Annotated in this window: 15 protein-coding genes; 7 read left to right on the plus strand and 8 right to left on the minus strand. The window is 68.4% G+C overall.

Translation table 11 applies throughout. The features are described from left to right. The 3 genes from ctaD to QNO12_RS05860 are packed head-to-tail and all read left to right on the plus strand — an operon-like array spanning position 1 to position 3,007. Positions 1-1,764 carry an aa3-type cytochrome oxidase subunit I gene (ctaD, locus tag QNO12_RS05850; protein WP_257501824.1) on the plus strand — a complete coding sequence of 588 codons (1,764 nt, stop codon included), beginning with the start codon at positions 1-3 and terminating at the stop codon, positions 1,762-1,764. Next, on the plus strand, positions 1,765-2,199 hold the full coding sequence (locus QNO12_RS05855; protein ID WP_257501825.1) for a cytochrome c oxidase subunit 4: 435 nt from the start codon (positions 1,765-1,767) through the stop codon (positions 2,197-2,199). 10 nt (positions 2,200-2,209) lie between these two features. Further along, complete coding sequence (locus tag QNO12_RS05860) at positions 2,210-3,007, plus strand: PP2C family protein-serine/threonine phosphatase (RefSeq protein WP_257501826.1); 798 nt, start codon at positions 2,210-2,212, stop codon at positions 3,005-3,007. 3 nt (positions 3,008-3,010) lie between these two features. Here QNO12_RS05860 and QNO12_RS05865 read toward each other — a convergent pair whose 3' ends face one another. From QNO12_RS05865 to ctaE, 5 genes are all read right to left on the minus strand, one after another. Then, complete coding sequence (locus QNO12_RS05865; RefSeq protein WP_257501827.1) at positions 3,011-3,430, minus strand: rhodanese-like domain-containing protein; 420 nt, start codon at positions 3,428-3,430, stop codon at positions 3,011-3,013. 269 nt (positions 3,431-3,699) lie between these two features. Continuing rightward, positions 3,700-5,508: a cytochrome bc1 complex cytochrome b subunit gene (gene qcrB / locus QNO12_RS05870; protein WP_374761018.1), complete on the minus strand. Its 1,809-nt coding sequence runs from the start codon at positions 5,506-5,508 to the stop codon at positions 3,700-3,702. A 56-nt stretch (positions 5,509-5,564) separates the two neighbouring features. Further along, entirely contained in the window at positions 5,565-6,623 is a 1,059-nt protein-coding gene (gene qcrA, locus QNO12_RS05875) for a cytochrome bc1 complex Rieske iron-sulfur subunit (protein WP_257501828.1), read from the minus strand. A gap of 51 nt (positions 6,624-6,674) precedes the next feature. After that, positions 6,675-7,475: a cytochrome bc1 complex diheme cytochrome c subunit gene (qcrC, locus tag QNO12_RS05880; RefSeq protein ID WP_257501829.1), complete on the minus strand. Its 801-nt coding sequence runs from the start codon at positions 7,473-7,475 to the stop codon at positions 6,675-6,677. A 17-nt stretch (positions 7,476-7,492) separates the two neighbouring features. Continuing rightward, positions 7,493-8,092, minus strand: a complete 600-nt coding sequence (ctaE, locus tag QNO12_RS05885) for an aa3-type cytochrome oxidase subunit III (protein ID WP_257501937.1) — start codon at positions 8,090-8,092, stop codon at positions 7,493-7,495. Positions 8,093-8,320: 228 nt separating this feature from the next. Here ctaE and trpD point away from each other — a divergent pair, with 228 nt between their 5' ends. From trpD to QNO12_RS05905, 4 genes are all read left to right on the plus strand, one after another. Further along, positions 8,321-9,382: an anthranilate phosphoribosyltransferase gene (trpD, locus tag QNO12_RS05890; protein WP_257501830.1), complete on the plus strand. Its 1,062-nt coding sequence runs from the start codon at positions 8,321-8,323 to the stop codon at positions 9,380-9,382. 93 nt (positions 9,383-9,475) lie between these two features. Next, positions 9,476-9,982 (plus strand): aromatic ring-opening dioxygenase LigA, encoded by a 507-nt coding sequence (locus tag QNO12_RS05895; protein WP_257501831.1) that lies wholly within the window; start codon positions 9,476-9,478, stop codon positions 9,980-9,982. 16 nt (positions 9,983-9,998) lie between these two features. Continuing rightward, positions 9,999-10,994 carry a PHP domain-containing protein gene (locus QNO12_RS05900; protein WP_257501832.1) on the plus strand — a complete coding sequence of 332 codons (996 nt, stop codon included), beginning with the start codon at positions 9,999-10,001 and terminating at the stop codon, positions 10,992-10,994. A gap of 64 nt (positions 10,995-11,058) precedes the next feature. After that, entirely contained in the window at positions 11,059-12,351 is a 1,293-nt protein-coding gene (locus QNO12_RS05905; RefSeq protein ID WP_257501833.1) for an MFS transporter, read from the plus strand. Positions 12,352-12,404: 53 nt separating this feature from the next. On the opposite strand, the gene QNO12_RS05910 is transcribed toward QNO12_RS05905, so the two are convergent. From QNO12_RS05910 to QNO12_RS05920, 3 genes are all read right to left on the minus strand, one after another. Then, complete coding sequence (locus QNO12_RS05910; RefSeq protein ID WP_257501834.1) at positions 12,405-12,734, minus strand: SHOCT domain-containing protein; 330 nt, start codon at positions 12,732-12,734, stop codon at positions 12,405-12,407. A 147-nt stretch (positions 12,735-12,881) separates the two neighbouring features. Next, a complete protein-coding gene (locus tag QNO12_RS05915; RefSeq protein ID WP_257501835.1) occupies positions 12,882-13,544 on the minus strand; it encodes a response regulator transcription factor in 663 nt (220 codons plus the stop codon). Then, positions 13,541-14,722, minus strand: a complete 1,182-nt coding sequence (locus QNO12_RS05920) for a sensor histidine kinase (RefSeq protein ID WP_257501836.1) — start codon at positions 14,720-14,722, stop codon at positions 13,541-13,543. The genes QNO12_RS05915 and QNO12_RS05920 overlap by 4 nt, the downstream gene beginning before the upstream one ends. Positions 14,723-14,881 lie beyond the last annotated feature (159 nt).

Genomic DNA, 14,881 nt, shown 5'->3' on the forward strand with positions numbered 1-14,881 from the left:
ATGGCGACGACACTTCCATTGCAGGAGAACACGCCGGGTCGCCCGACGACCCTTCCTCCCCGTCAGGCTGCCCTGCTGAGCGCCTCGCGCACGGAGCAGAAGGGCAACATCGTCGTCAAGTGGATCACTTCCACGGATCACAAGACGATCGGGTACATGTACCTGATCGCGTCGGTGCTGTTCTTCATGCTGGGCGGCGTGATGGCGCTGATCATCCGTGCTGAGCTGTTCGAGCCGGGCATGCAGATCGTGCCGACCAAGGAGCAGTACAACCAGCTGTTCACGATGCACGGCACGATCATGCTGCTGATGTTCGCGACCCCGCTGTTCGCCGGTTTCGCGAACGTGATCATGCCGCTGCAGATCGGCGCTCCGGATGTGGCGTTCCCGCGTCTGAACGCGTTCGCGTTCTGGCTGTTCCTGTTCGGCTCGATCATCGCCGTGTCCGGGTTCCTCACCCCGCAGGGGGCGGCATCCTTCGGCTGGTTCGCATATCAACCGCTCGCGAATGCCACGTTCTCACCAGGGGTGGGCGGCAATCTCTGGATGCTCGGGCTGGGGATGAGCGGTTTCGGTACGATCCTGGGTGCGGTGAACTTCATCACCACGATCATCACGATGCGCGCGCCCGGGATGACGATGTGGCGGATGCCGATCTTCACCTGGAACACGCTGGTCACCAGCATCCTGATCCTGATGGCCTTCCCCGTCCTGGCGGCGGCGATCCTGGCGGCCGCGGCCGACCGGGTCCTGGGGGCGCACATCTACGACCCGGCGAACGGTGGTGTGCTGTTGTGGCAGCACCTGTTCTGGTTCTTCGGGCATCCCGAGGTGTACATCATCGCGCTGCCGTTCTTCGGCATCGTCTCGGAGATCTTCCCGGTGTTCAGTCGCAAGCCGATCTTCGGGTACAAGACCCTGGTGTACGCCACCATCGCGATCGCGGCGCTGTCCGTCGCGGTGTGGGCGCACCACATGTACGTCACCGGGGCGGTGCTGCTGCCGTTCTTCGCGCTGATGACGATGCTGATCGCGGTGCCCACCGGGGTGAAGATCTTCAACTGGATCGGCACGATGTGGCGCGGCTCGGTCACCTTCGAAACGCCGATGCTGTTCTCGCTGGGCTTTTTGGTCTCGTTCGTCTTCGGTGGTCTGACCGGTGTGATCCTGGCCTCCCCGCCGCTGGATTTCCACATCTCGGACACCTACTTCGTCGTCGCGCACTTCCACTACGTCGTGTTCGGCACCGTGGTGTTCGCGATGTTCGCCGGGTTCTACTTCTGGTGGCCGAAGTGGACCGGCAAGATGCTGAACGAGCGCATCGGCTACGTGCACTTCTGGATGCTGTTCATCGGCTTCCACATGACCTTCCTGATCCAGCACTGGCTGGGTGTGGACGGCATGGCGCGCCGCTACGCGGACTACTCCGCGGCCGATGACTGGCTGTGGGAGAACCAGGTCTCCACGGTCGGGGCGATGATCCTCGGCGCGTCGATGATCCCGTTCCTGTTCAACGTCTGGATCACGGCCCGCAAGGCGCCCAGGGTGACCGTGAACGACCCGTGGGGGTATGGCGCATCGCTGGAATGGGCCACCTCCTGCCCGCCACCGCGGCACAACTTCACCTCCATCCCGCGGATCCGCAGCGAACGCCCCGCGTTCGACCTCAACCACCCCGAGGCCGGAATACCCGTCGGCGTCGGCCCCGCGAAGGACGCCCCATCCGCCCCGGTTGTCGACCTCGCCGAGGGAGAGGTCAAGTAGATGCGTACCAATACCGGACTGTGGTGGTTGCTCTCCGCGTTCTTCATGCTCGTAGCGGTGACGTACACGCTGTGGAGCATCCTGGTGAACCTCATCAACCCGTGGTACATCGCGGTCGAGTGGGTGGGCACGATCGCCCTCCTGTTCGGCAGCTTGATGGCCGCGCTGATCGCCTTCTACATCGGGCGCGTGCACAAGGCCCAGGGTGGCGAACTGCCCGAGGACATCCTCACCTCCGACATCGACGACGGTGACCCCGAAGTCGGCGAGTTCAGCCCGTGGTCCTGGTGGCCGATCGTGCTCGCCTTCTCGGCGGCGATCGGCATACTCGGGCTGGCCATCGGCAGCTGGCTGATGCCGATCGGTATCGGCGTGTTCTTGGTCGCCATCGTCGGTTGGGTCTACGAGTATTACCGCGGATACTTCGCGCACTGATCGCTCCGGCGTGTCGGCCGTACGGCTGACGGCTGGCGCCGTCTCGGACGTCGGCAAGCACCGGGCGGTCAATCAGGACGCAGCATTCACCGCGCCGTGGGGGGCGGCCGTTGCCGACGGTGTCGGCGGCGGCCCCTCCGGCGACCTGGCATCGGCGGCCCTGCTGCACCGACTCGTCGCCGGCACGTTCATTGTTCGGGATGCCGAGGACCTCGCCGTCCGGATCCGCGAGGCCAACTGGGACCTGCGCGCACACACCGAACGCGACGCCTCGTTGCGCGGCATGGCGACCACTCTCACCGGGGTCTTCGTCACGGACAGCGGGGGACTCCTGCTGGCGCACACGGGGGACTCGCGCGCCTACCTCCTGCGCAGGGGTGCACTCACGCGTGAGACGCGCGATGACTCCTACGTGCAGGCCCTGCTGGATCGGGGTCTGATCGCAGCGGAGGCCGCGGCATCCCACCCGCGACGGAACATCATCACGGCGTCTCTGGGCGGCGCTGAGGACGATACGATCGCCGTCCTGAGCCGGGAGCCGCTGATCGGCGATCGCTGGCTCCTGTGCAGCGACGGCGTGACGGACTACCTTCCCGACGCCGAGCTCATGCGAGTGCTGCAGACCGCCCCATCGCCTCAGGCAGCCGCGGCAGGGGTCGTCTCTCTCGCCCTGGCGGCCGGTACGCGCGACAACGTCACCGCCGTCGTCTGCGACGTCACGACGGCCGTCGGCTCGTCCGCGCGGAGCCGACCGACCTTCTACGGCGCCGCAGCGGACCGCTTCTGCGAAGAGCTCGCCTCGGCGTAGCGCTCAGCCCGGGACCGGCGCGCGAACGACCATCACGCGGTCATCGAACCGGCGGGGGAGCGCACCGCTGTCGTTCTCGGTCGGCTGACCCTCCCGCAGCCAGTACTCGTATCCGCCGATCATCTCCTTGACCGAATAGCCGAGAGCCGCGAACTCGAGCGCCGCCTTGGTGCCCGCGTTGCAACCGGGGCTCCAGCAGTAGACGATGACGGGAAGAGCGGGGTCCAGCTCGGCCGGTGCGCGGTCGCGGATGTCTTGCCGGCGCATGTGCACAGCACCGCTCACGCGACCCTGGGCCCACGCCTCGTCGCTGCGCACGTCCACGAGGACGAACCGCTCTCCGGCGCGCTGAGCGGCATACACATCGGAGGCGTCCGTCTCGTGCGCGAGCTTGGCGGAGAAGTAGGACAGAGCGTCGGTCATGCTGCCCACGCTATGGCGCGCGCCCGCCCGCGGCATGCCGTCACTCGGCCGTCCTCCGCCGGATTCCTGCCGTGTCCGTGCGCGGCTCGCGGGCATGACGGAGCTCCCCTGTCGCAAGCTGCGGGGTCCGTCGGCGAGTTGTGACAGGGGAGCGGGGGACTGGCTGGAAAGCGGGGGACTGGCGGGGGAGCGGGGACTGGCGGGGAACGCAGAAGGCCCCGGCGGACACCGTGGGTGTCGTGCCGGGGCCTTCTGCAGGTCGGGCCGGATTAGGAGCCGGACTCCTTCTCGCGCTTGCGCGGCTTCTTCGTGCCGTCGTCGGAGACGATCACGTTGGACGGGCGAACCGCGGTCTCCGAGCTGTGCCCGTCGTCGATGGGCACGTGCGGGGCGTCCGGAACTCCTGCGCGCTCGTGGGCGCCCTGCAGCTCCGCGTCCTCCTCGGTGGCGATGTGCTCCAGCTCGTGGTGCTGGTGAGCTGCCGCGGCGTCGAGCTCGGACTGCGTGAGCGGCGCGAGACGGTCCTCGAACAGTGTGCGCGACAGAACCGCACGCACGTTCTCGTACCAGGGGATACGTCCCTTGGCGTTGGGCCGAACGACGAGGGGCTCGTAGTTGTCGTTGTCGACGAGCTTCCAGCGCTCGTATTCGTCGACGGGCTGGTGCACCTCGATGTACTCGCCACCGGGAAGGCGGACGATGCGACCGGACTCGTAGCCGTGCAGTGCGATCTCGCGGTCCTTCTTCTGCAACGCGATGCAGATCCGCTTCGTGACGAAGTAGGCGATCACCGGTCCGAGGAACAGGAGGACCTGCAGGCCGTGGATCACACCTTCCATCGTGAGGTAGAAGTGCGTGGCGATGATGTCCGAGGATGCCGCGGCCCACAGCACCGCGTAGAACGTGACTCCGGCAGCGCCGATGGCCGTGCGGGTTGCCGCGTTGCGGGGGCGCTGCGCGATGTGGTGCTCGCGCTTGTCACCCGTGATCCACGCCTCCAGGAAGGGGTAGAGCAGCACCGTGACGATGAACACCCCGAGGATGACCAGCGGCACGAGGATGTTGAACGACCAGGTGCGGTCCAGGAAGACGAACTCCCACCCCGGCGGCACGAGTCGGAGCGCGCCGTCGGCGAAGCCGATGTACCAGTCAGGCTGGGTACCGGCCGAGACCGGCGACGGGTCGTAAGGGCCGTAGTTCCAGATCGGGTTGATCGTGAACATCGAGGCGATCAGGACGATCACGCCGAACGTGATGAACAGGAACCCGCCCATCTTGGACATGTAGACCGGCATCATCGGGTAACCCACGACGTTGCTGTTCTTGCGCCCCGGGCCGGCGAACTGCGTGTGCTTGTTGATCACCATCAGCATGAGGTGCAGCACGAGCAGTCCGACGAGGATCGCGGGCAGCAGCAGGATGTGCAGCGTGTACAGCCGACCGACGATCGCCACGCCGGGGAACTCGCCGCCGAACAGCAGGAACGATGTCCAGGTTCCGATCAGGGGGATCCCCTTGACCATGCCGTCGATGATGCGCAGGCCGTTTCCGGAGAGCAGGTCATCGGGAAGCGAGTAACCGGTGAATCCCTCGGCCAGCGCCAGGATGAACAGGATGAATCCGATCACCCAGTTCAGCTCGCGAGGCTTGCGGAAAGCACCCGTGAAGAAGATGCGCAGCATGTGCACGCCGATGCCGGCGACGAAGACGAGCGCGGCCCAGTGGTGGATCTGCCGGACCAGCAGACCACCGCGGACATCGAACGAGATGTTCAGCGACGACTGCAGCGCCGCGGACATCTCGACGCCGCGCATCGGCAGGTATGCGCCGGTGTAGTGCGTGGGCACCATCGATGCCTGGAAGAAGAAGGTCAGGAACGTCCCGGACAGCAGGATGACCACGAAGCTCCACAGCGCGATCTCACCGAGCATGAACGACCAGTGGTCGGGGAAGATCTTGCGGCCGAGTTCCTTCACGAAGCCGGACAGGCTGGTGCGCTCGTCGATGTAGTTCGCGGTGGCCCCGATGAAGCGACCGCCCAGGGGCTTGCCGTCCTTACCGGTGGGAACCGTGGTCAGGTTCTCCTTGACGGCCGGTTCCTGGGTGAGGTTCTCGGTGGGGTGAGTTGACGTACTCAATGGCGCTCCCAGAAGCTCGGCCCGACGGGTTCGGTGAAGTCGCTGCGGGCGACCAGATATCCCTCATCGTCGATGGTGATCGGCAGCTGCGGCAGGGGGCGCGCGGCGGGGCCGAAGATGACAGCGGCGCCGTTCGCCACGTCGAACTGCGACTGGTGGCAGGGGCACAGCAGGTGGTGGGTCTGCTGCTCGTACAGGGCGACGGGGCAACCCACGTGGGTGCACACCTTCGAGTACGCGACGATGCCGTCGTAGGACCAATCGGCGCGCTCGGGCGTCTCGACGAGGTCTTCAGGCAGCAGGCGCATGAGCAGCACGATGGCCTTGGCCTTCGCCTCGAGATAGCCGTCGTCGTGTCCCAGCTCGGCGAGGGCCTGGGGGATCACGTGCACCGCAGAGCCCAGGGTGACGTCGGCGGCACGGATGGGCGTTCCCTCGGGATCGTGGGCAAGGCGCATGCCTTCAGTCCACATGGTCTCTTCGAGGAGGGCAACGGGGTCTTCGCCCTCGGGAGCCAGTCCGCGGAAGAGCACGATGCCCGGGGCGACGGAGGCCACGACCGCGGCGATCAGCGAGTTGCGGATCAGGACGCGCCTGCCGAACCCGGACTCCTCGTTCGCGTCCGCGAAGACCTGGACTGCAGCGGCGCGGGTCGTGTCACGGCCGCGCGTGGCGTGACGAGGCTCGGTGAACTCCTTGTCCGACATGATCGCCTTGGACCAGTGGATCGCGCCGATGCCGAGCGCGAGCAGCGCAAGACCGATGCCCAGGCCGATGAAGAGGTTGTTGTTGCGGATGTCGACGATCCGCCCGCTCTCGATCGGGAAGAGCATGTAGGCGGCGATCGCCCAGATGCTCGCCGCGACCGACAGGTAGAACAGCGTGTAGACCGTGCGGACCGCACGCTTCATCGCCGCGGGGTCCTTGTCGGTCATCCTCTCGCGGTGAGGCGGGAGCACAGGGGGCTGCACCGGGTCGGAAACCGCGACGGCGAGCCCGGGCGAGGGCTTCCAGGAAGCCCTTTCATGCTCGAGCGGGTCGTCCTCGTGTGCCATGGTGATCCTCGTTCGTACGGTGTTCGTAGCTGTGGTCGAAATCGAAATCGATCAGTTGGACTTCGCCGTGATCCACACGGTGATGGCGATCAGACCGCCGATGCCGAAGATCCAGATGAACAGGCCTTCGGAGACGGGTCCGAGGGAGCCGAGCGAGAATCCGCCGGGCGACTCGTTCTCCTGCATGAACAGGAGCGAGGAGATGATGTCGCGCTTGTCTTCGGGCGTCAGGTTCAAGTCGTTGAAGACCGGCATGTTCTGCGGTCCGGTGACCATGGCGGCATACATGTGCAGCGGGCTGGTTCCGCTCAGCGCGGGGGCGTACTTGCCCTCGGTGAGCGCGCCGCCGGCGGCGGCCACGTTGTGGCACATCGCGCAGTTGATGCGGAACAGCTCCGCACCGCGTGCGACGTCGCCCTCGCCGTCGAGCACTTCCTCTGCCGGGTAGGTGGGGCCGGGCGCGGTGGTCTGCACGTAAGCGGCCATCGCGAGGATCTGCTCGTGCGTGAACTGCACAGGCTTCTGCGGCGCCTGGGGCGCCTGCGCCTGCAGCGGCATGCGCCCGGTGGCGACCTGGAATTCAACGGACAGTTCGCCCACCCCGTACAGGGAGGGGCCCGTGCTCGAGCCCTGCAGGTCAAGACCGTGGCAGGTTGCACAGTTCGCCTGGAAGAGCTTCTTCCCGTCTTCGACGGTCAGCGCCGAGGAGACGGCGGTGTCGGTGTTCGCTGCCATCGCTGCGGATGCACCGGCGTACACGCCGCCTGTGATCAGGAGGCCGATGCCGATGAGTGCCGCCGCCGCCCAGGGACTGCGACGGCCGTTCGAGCGGCGCTTGGTCTCACGTGCCATTTCGGAAAAGCTCCGCTCTATTTCAGGAAGTAGATGACGAGGAAGAGGGCGATCCAGACGACGTCGACGAAGTGCCAGTAGTACGACACCACGATCGAGGTGGTCATCTCCTTGCGCCCGAAGTTCTTGACGGCGTACGCCCGGCCGATCACGAGGAGGAACGCGAGCAGACCGCCCGTCACGTGCAGGGCGTGGAAACCGGTCGTGATGTAGAACGCGGATGCGTACGAGTCGGACGAGATCGGCATGCCCTCAGCGACGAGCTGGGCGTACTCCCACACCTGACCGGAGACGAAGATCGCGCCGAGTGCGAAGGTCAACCAGAACCACTCCACCATGCCCCAGCCGAGCCATCCGCGCTTCTTGGTGGAGTACGGCTGGAAGCGCTCGGCGGCGAAGACGCCCATCTGGCAGGTGACCGAGGAGAGCACCAGGATGATGGTGTTCACGGTCGCGTAGGGGACGTTCAGCAGTGCGGTGCGATCGGCCCAGAGCTCAGGGGACGTGCTGCGCAGGGTGAAGTAGATCGCGAACAGACCCGCGAAGAACATCACCTCGCTGCCGAGCCACACGATGGTGCCAACAGCGACCGGGTCGGGACGCTTGACCGAGCGCATGGCCTGAGAGTAGGTCGCTGTCGTGGTTGTCACCCCTTCATTATGGCCGATTCCGGCGCGGTATTTTCCATCCGCGCGACCGAATCGGCCCTTCCTCACCTTGACGGCGCTCCGGAGAGGGCCGAGAGTCCGCCGGGAATGTCGCCAGAGGTCGCAGTGAATGTCGGGCGGCCGCAGAGGGACCGCGCGGCGATCGTCCGGCGTGTCGCGCGGCTAGGCTCTTGGCTCATGGCGGAGTTGTACACGTGGCCCGGAATCCTCACCACCCTCCTCGACGGGAGCGACCTCAGCGTGGCCGAATCGACGTGGGCGATGCGGCAGATCATGTCCGGCTCGGCCACCCCGTCGCAGCTGTCCGGGTTCCTGGTCGCCCTGCGCGTCAAGGGCGAAACAGTGGACGAGATCGTCGGGTTCCGGGACGCGATCCTGGAAGCGGCACTGCCACTGCCGGTGGACGCGAACGTGCTCGATATCGTCGGCACCGGCGGAGACCGCTTCGGGACGGTGAACATCTCGACCATGGCTGCAGTCGTGGCCGCGGCATCCGGGATACCCGTGGTCAAGCACGGCAACCGGGCGGCCAGCTCAGCGTCGGGCTCGTCCGACGTGCTCGCCGCGCTGGGCCTGGACCTGGCCATCACGCCGGAGCAGGTCGCGGAGACGCTCTCGCGCGCGGGGATCACGTTCGCGTTCGCCTCCGCCTTCCACCCCGGGTTCCGCCACGCCGGTGCCACGCGCCTCGAACTGGGTGTGCCGACGGTGTTCAACTTCCTCGGGCCGTTGTGCAACCCGGCCCGCGCGGAGGCCAATGCGGTCGGCGTCGCCCAGCTCGACCGGGTGCCGCTGATCACCGGCGTGTTCCGCACGCGCGGCGCCACAGCGCTGGTCTTCCGCGGCGACGACGGGTTGGACGAGCTCACGACGACCGGCCACAGCAGAATGTGGGAGGTGAGCCGCGGCGATATCCATGAGCACGACCTGGACCCGCGGGACCTCGGCATTCCCCTCGCGGACATCAATGATCTGCTCGGCGGTGACCCGGCGCACAATGCGCAGGTCGTGCACCGGGTGTTCGACGGCGAGCGTGGGCCGGTGCGGGACATCGTGCTGCTCAACGCCGCGGCAGGCATCGTCGCCTTCGAGCTGTTCCAGGACGCGGCGCAGGTGCAGCGGCCGATCCTGGAGCGTCTCGCCGCGGCCAAGGACGCCGCCGCCGAGGCCGTGGACAGCGGCGCGGCAGCGCGGAAGCTGCAGACCTGGGTCGATGCCACCCGCTCGTACGCGGGCTGACGCTCCGCCGCTCCGCCGGACATGGCCTTACGGTGCTGCCGCGCACGCGGCTAGCGTGAGGACACACGCACCACCCAATCGCAGGAGGATGCCATGACCGATGCCCCGACCACCGCCCCCGCCGACACGGCCGCCGCGGTCGAATCGCCCGCGCGCAAACTCGGGCTCGTCAAGGCCGCCGGGATCCTCGGAATCCTGGGCGGGATCGTGCTGATCGTGGTCGGCATCGTGATCTGGATCGCCGTCTCCACGCAGCTGCGGGCCGAGAACATCACCATCCCCGACGACGCGATGGCGTTCCAGGGGCAGACCGTCGCAGGACCATTCACCGCCTACGTGCAGGCCGACATCATCCAGCACCATGCCCTGGATGCGTCCGGCGGCAAGACGTACGCCGAACTCGCGCAGGACGATCCGGTGCGCCAGACCATGATGACCGCGTCGTTCCTGCGCGCATCGCTGTTCACCTCTGTGGTCTCGTTCGGCGTGGCCGTCTTCGCGATCGGCGTCGGCATCCTGTCCATCCTGTTCGGGTGGGCCATCCACCGACTCGCCACGGCCCCGGTCGTGATCAAGCGGTCCCAGGGCATCGCGACCTGAACGCGCCCGCTTCCCGATGCACCCCTTCGACGCGCTGAACGAGATCGCCACCCTGCTGGAGCGGGAGCAGTCGTCGCGATACAAATCGAAGGCGTTCCGCGCGGCCGCAGACGCGATCGCCGGCCTCAGCGACGAGGAGCTGCGGGACACCGCTGCGCTGCGGCGCCGGAAGGGGATCGGCGATTCCACCTTCGCGGTCATCTCCGAGGCGCTCGAGGGCCGCGTTCCCGGCTACCTCATCGATCTGCGCGAACGAGCGGGCGTGCAGCGGGACTCGACCCTGCGCGCGATGCTGCGAGGCGACCTGCACAGCCACAGCGAATGGTCGGACGGACTGACCTCCATCGACCTGATGGTCCAGGCGGCTCGGAGTCTGGGGCACGAGTACCTTGCGCTGACCGACCACTCGCCGCGGCTGCGGGTGGCTAACGGCCTGTCTCCAGAGCGGCTTCGTGCTCAACTCGACATCGTCCGCGGGATGAGCGGCGACGGCTTCACGCTGCTGTCCGGGATCGAAGTCGACATTCTCGAAGCCGGCGGCCTGGACCAGGAACCGGAGCTGCTGGACGAATTGGACGTCGTGGTGGCCTCGGCGCACTCGAAGCTGCGCATGGAACGCGGCCCGATGACCCGCCGACTGGTCGCGGCGGTGTCCGATCCGCGTGTGGATGTGCTGGGGCACGTGACCGGACGCCTGGTCGAGGGCTCGCGGGGCACGCGCCCGCCGTCCACCCTCGATGCGCGCGCGGTGTTCGAGGCGTGCGCGGCCAACGGCGTCGCGGTCGAGATCAACTCGCGCCCCGAGCGGCAAGACCCCCCCGACGAGATGATCGCGATCGCCCTCGAGGTGGGATGCCTGTTCTCGATCGATTCGGACGCGCACGCACCCGGTCAGCTGTCGCTGCTGGACTACGGGGCCGAGCGCGCGGAGCGGGCCGGGGTACCCGCCGAGCGCATCGTGACCACCTGGCCGCTGGAGCGACTGCGGGAGTGGACATCGCGCGGCCGCTGACGCCGCGCTCGAGGGGTAGCGTCAAGCGGTGACCTTCCTGCGGATCGGGCCCCCTGGAGCCCGCGTGAGCCCGACGCCCGCGGCACGCGCGAGGCGCGGCATCCCCTGGTTCATCGTGGCGGGACTGCTCGTCGCGGCGCTCAGCCTGCGGGGGCCCATCGTCGCACCGACACCTGTGCTGCGCGACATCGAGGCGGACTTCGGCATCGGCTCGGCCACCGCGGGGCTGCTGACGACCGCGCCGGTGCTCATGTTCGCGCTGCTGACCCCGATCGCCGCGCTGGTGATCCGCAGGTCGGGCGCCGAGCCGGCGCTGATGCTCTCACTCGGCGGTGTGCTGCTGGGCACGGTGATCCGCGCCTTGCCCGGATACGGCTGGATGCTGGCCGGAATGTTCGTGATCGGGGCCGCGGTGACCATCGGCAACATCGTGATCCCCGTCATCATCCGCCGTGACGTGCCACCGGCGCATGTCGGCGTGATCACCGCCGCGTACGTGGCGATGCTCAACGCAGGCTCGCTCGTCACCTCGCTGCTGACGGCACCGCTGGCCGCGGTGATCGGCTGGCCGGCGGCGCTGCTGTCGTGGGTGCTGCTGACCATCGCGGGGATCGCCCTGTGGGGCGCGCACCTCTCCCGCAGCCGACGTTCCGGCGACGGGCACGAAGACCGGTACTCCGGGCGTGAGCTGCCAAGCGAGGGCGCAGCGCCCGCGGCCCGCGACATCGATTCGACCACGATCACCGGCCCGCTGCCGGTCGCGGCGCGGGGACGTCAGGAGCGCACCATCCTCCGGCGGCCGGTCACCTGGCTGCTGCTGGCGGCGTTCGCAGCGCAGACCACGATCTACTATTCCCTCTCCACGTGGCTGCCGACGCTGACTGCCGACGAACTGGGGCTGGATCAGACAGCCGCAGGCGCCTTGGCGTCTGTGTTCCAGGGCGCGGCCATCGCCGGCGCGTTCGTGGTGCCGCTGCTCGCCCGGTTCACCCCCGCGATCGTGCCGACGCTGACGATCTGCGCGTCGTGGCTGATCCTGACCGGGGGGATGCTGCTGGCACCACAGCTCACGTGGCTGTGGCTGATCGTCGGGGCAATCGCCCACGCCGGCGGCTTCGTCGTCATCTTCACCGCGCTCGTGACGGTGGCGCGCAGCGACCGTGAAGCTGCGGGGATGTCTGCGCTCGTCCAGGGCGGTGGGTACGCGTTCGGGGCGGTCGGTGCACCCGTGATGGGTGCGCTGCACGAATGGACCGGCGGCTGGACGCTCCCACTGGCGGTTCTCCTCGTGCTGGCCGTGCTCTACTGCGTGGCGCTTCTCGCGGCCGGCCGTGCAGCACGCACCAGCCGGCGCTGAGGTCCCGCGACCCGCCGCCCGGGGCAGAACGGCGCGTCGTTCCTGCGGTGTACTCAGGATCTCGGTGCGGCGTTCGCGCGCAGCACCTCGAGCCGCGCGCGATACTCCACCTCGTCGATGTCCCCCTTGGCATAGCGCTCGGCGAGGGTGAGCTCCGCCTGCCGCAGCGGGCTCAGCCGGCCGTGCGGTCCGTAGCCGTTCTCGATCGCCGCGCGCCGCCAGCGCCGGCCGAACAGCGCGAACAGCAGGGCGAACAGCAGGATCCAGAACAGCGGAATCAGCAGGAACCACCACCCGAAGCCGGGCCCCCACCCGACGAAGTGCCGTTCGGCGGCGGAGGCGGCTGCGGTGACGTTCTGGACGGCGGCGAGTGCGGTGGACATGGGTTTCCTCTCGGTCGGGACCGCGGCATCCCCGCCAGAGGCAGGGCCGCGATCGCATGAGTCGAGCCAACCCGGGGTGCGGCATCCGCGAATCCGGCCGGGGAAGGCAGTGCGGATGCTTCCGCCGCAGTACGCGCAGGGCGCGGGCTACTGCCAGCCGGGCGCGACCAGACCGGACTCGTAGGCGGTGACGACCAGCTGCACGCGGTCCCGGGCGGACAGCTTCTGCATGATCCGCGAGACGTGCGTCTTCGCCGTCAGTGGAGACAGGAACAGCCGCTGGGCGATCTCGTCGTTGGTCAGTCCCTGACCGACCAGCCGCAGCACTTCGGTCTCGCGCTCGGTCAGCGGGCCGAGGCGATCGGGGTCCGCGGCATCCCGCAGTCCCACGGCGGCGCGCTCGAGCAGGCGGCGCGTGACACCGGGGGAGAGGAGCGCGTCGCCGCCCGCGACGACGCGGACCGCGCGGATCAGGTCGACCGGTTCGGTGTCCTTCACCAGGAAGCCGCTGGCGCCCGCCCGGATGGCCCGGGCGACATACTCGTCCAGCTCGAAGGTCGTGACGATCACGACGCGGACGCCGGCCAGAGCGACGTCCGTCGCGATCTGCTCTGTCGTCCAGAGGCCGTCGCCATCCGGCATCCGGATGTCCAGAAGAGCGACGTCCACGGGCGTCTCGCGGATCGCGCGCAGCAGAGCCTGGCCACCGGAAGCCTCCACGACGACGTCGATGTCGGGCTCCGAGTCCAGCAGGGCACGGAATCCCGCGCGCACGAGCTGGTGGTCATCGGCCAGCGCGACCCTGATCACGCGACACCCTCCCAGGGGATGCGTGCGGTCACCACAGTGCCGGCGCGAGGGGCGGCCGTGATGGTCAGCTCGCCGCCGGCCAGCTCCGCACGCTCGCGCATACCGCGGATGCCGGCGCCGTCGGTCGCGGCCGGACCCCGCCCGGTGCCGTCGTCCTCGACGGTGAGGACGAGCTGATCCCCATCGGCGGAGTGCACCCGGTCGAGGGTGATGGTCGCGGCAGAGCCACCCGAGTGGCGCACGACGTTCGTGAGCGCCTCCTGAGCGATCCGGAACGCGGCGGTCTGGACGGAGCTGGGCGGCAGTGTCTCGCCGAGATGGTCAGCGATGGTCACCTCCAGCCCGAGGCCGGTGCGCTGCGTCGCCAGCATCCCGAGGTCGGCCAGCTGCGGCTGAGGGGTGAGCGGCGCGGTGATCGGGGAGGCTTCGTCCCCGCGCAGGAAGGAGAGCACTCCGCGCACTTCGTCCAGTCCGGTCGCACTGAGCGCGCGGATGTTCGCGAGTGCCTCGCGGGCGCGCTCGGGTTCCCTGTCGAACAGGTGCAGCCCGACTCCGGACTGCACGGCGATCTGGCTCAGCGAGTGCGCGAGGACGTCGTGCAGTTCGCGTGCGATGCGCGTGCGCTCCTCCTGCTCGACCGTCCGCCGCCGCTCCTGAAGCTGGGCGCGGCGTTCGGTGCCGCGGTCCATCCGTCGCCGGATGCCCTCGCCGATCGCGAAGCACGCGGCCAGGGCGAGTGTCGTGATCGCGACGCGGAACGGGTGCACGCCGTCGGGATTCAGCAGCCCCAGAGCGACGATCGCGACCAGCCACGCCGCACCGACCGAGATGAGCGCCCAGAGGCGGGCGCGTCGAGCCACCGCTCCGATGATCGCGAAAGCGAGCGCGACGTACGGGGGTGACAGGTCGGGTGGCACGAACAGATCCGCCACGGTGAGCGCCGTCACCACAGCGACCGTCGGCCCGGGGTACCGGCGGGCTCCGAGCAGAGCCAGGGCGGATGCCGCAGCCAGCGTGACGCTCAGCGCGGCGTACCCGAAGGGGACGCGCTGCCAGAGCGAGATGCCCACCGTGCCGGGAACCTGGATGAGCAGCGCCAGCACCACCGGGACGACCAGCAGAACTACCGGGTTCGGGCGCGAGCGGGAGCCGGAACCGTCCCAGCGCTCATCCGACATGGCACCCACGCGACCCGGGGCTCATCCGGCGCAGCCCCCCTCGAGGGAGGCTGGTGCGAGATGGTGCTGACCCGGCATGGGCTCGATCGTACGCCGCGACACCGTGCGTCTCGTCGGCGCCCGGAAGGTGGCCGGCTACTCCGGGGGGAGTATCCCAGG

The organism is Microbacterium sp. zg-B185 (assembly GCF_030246885.1).
Classification (GTDB): Bacteria; Actinomycetota; Actinomycetes; order Actinomycetales; family Microbacteriaceae; genus Microbacterium.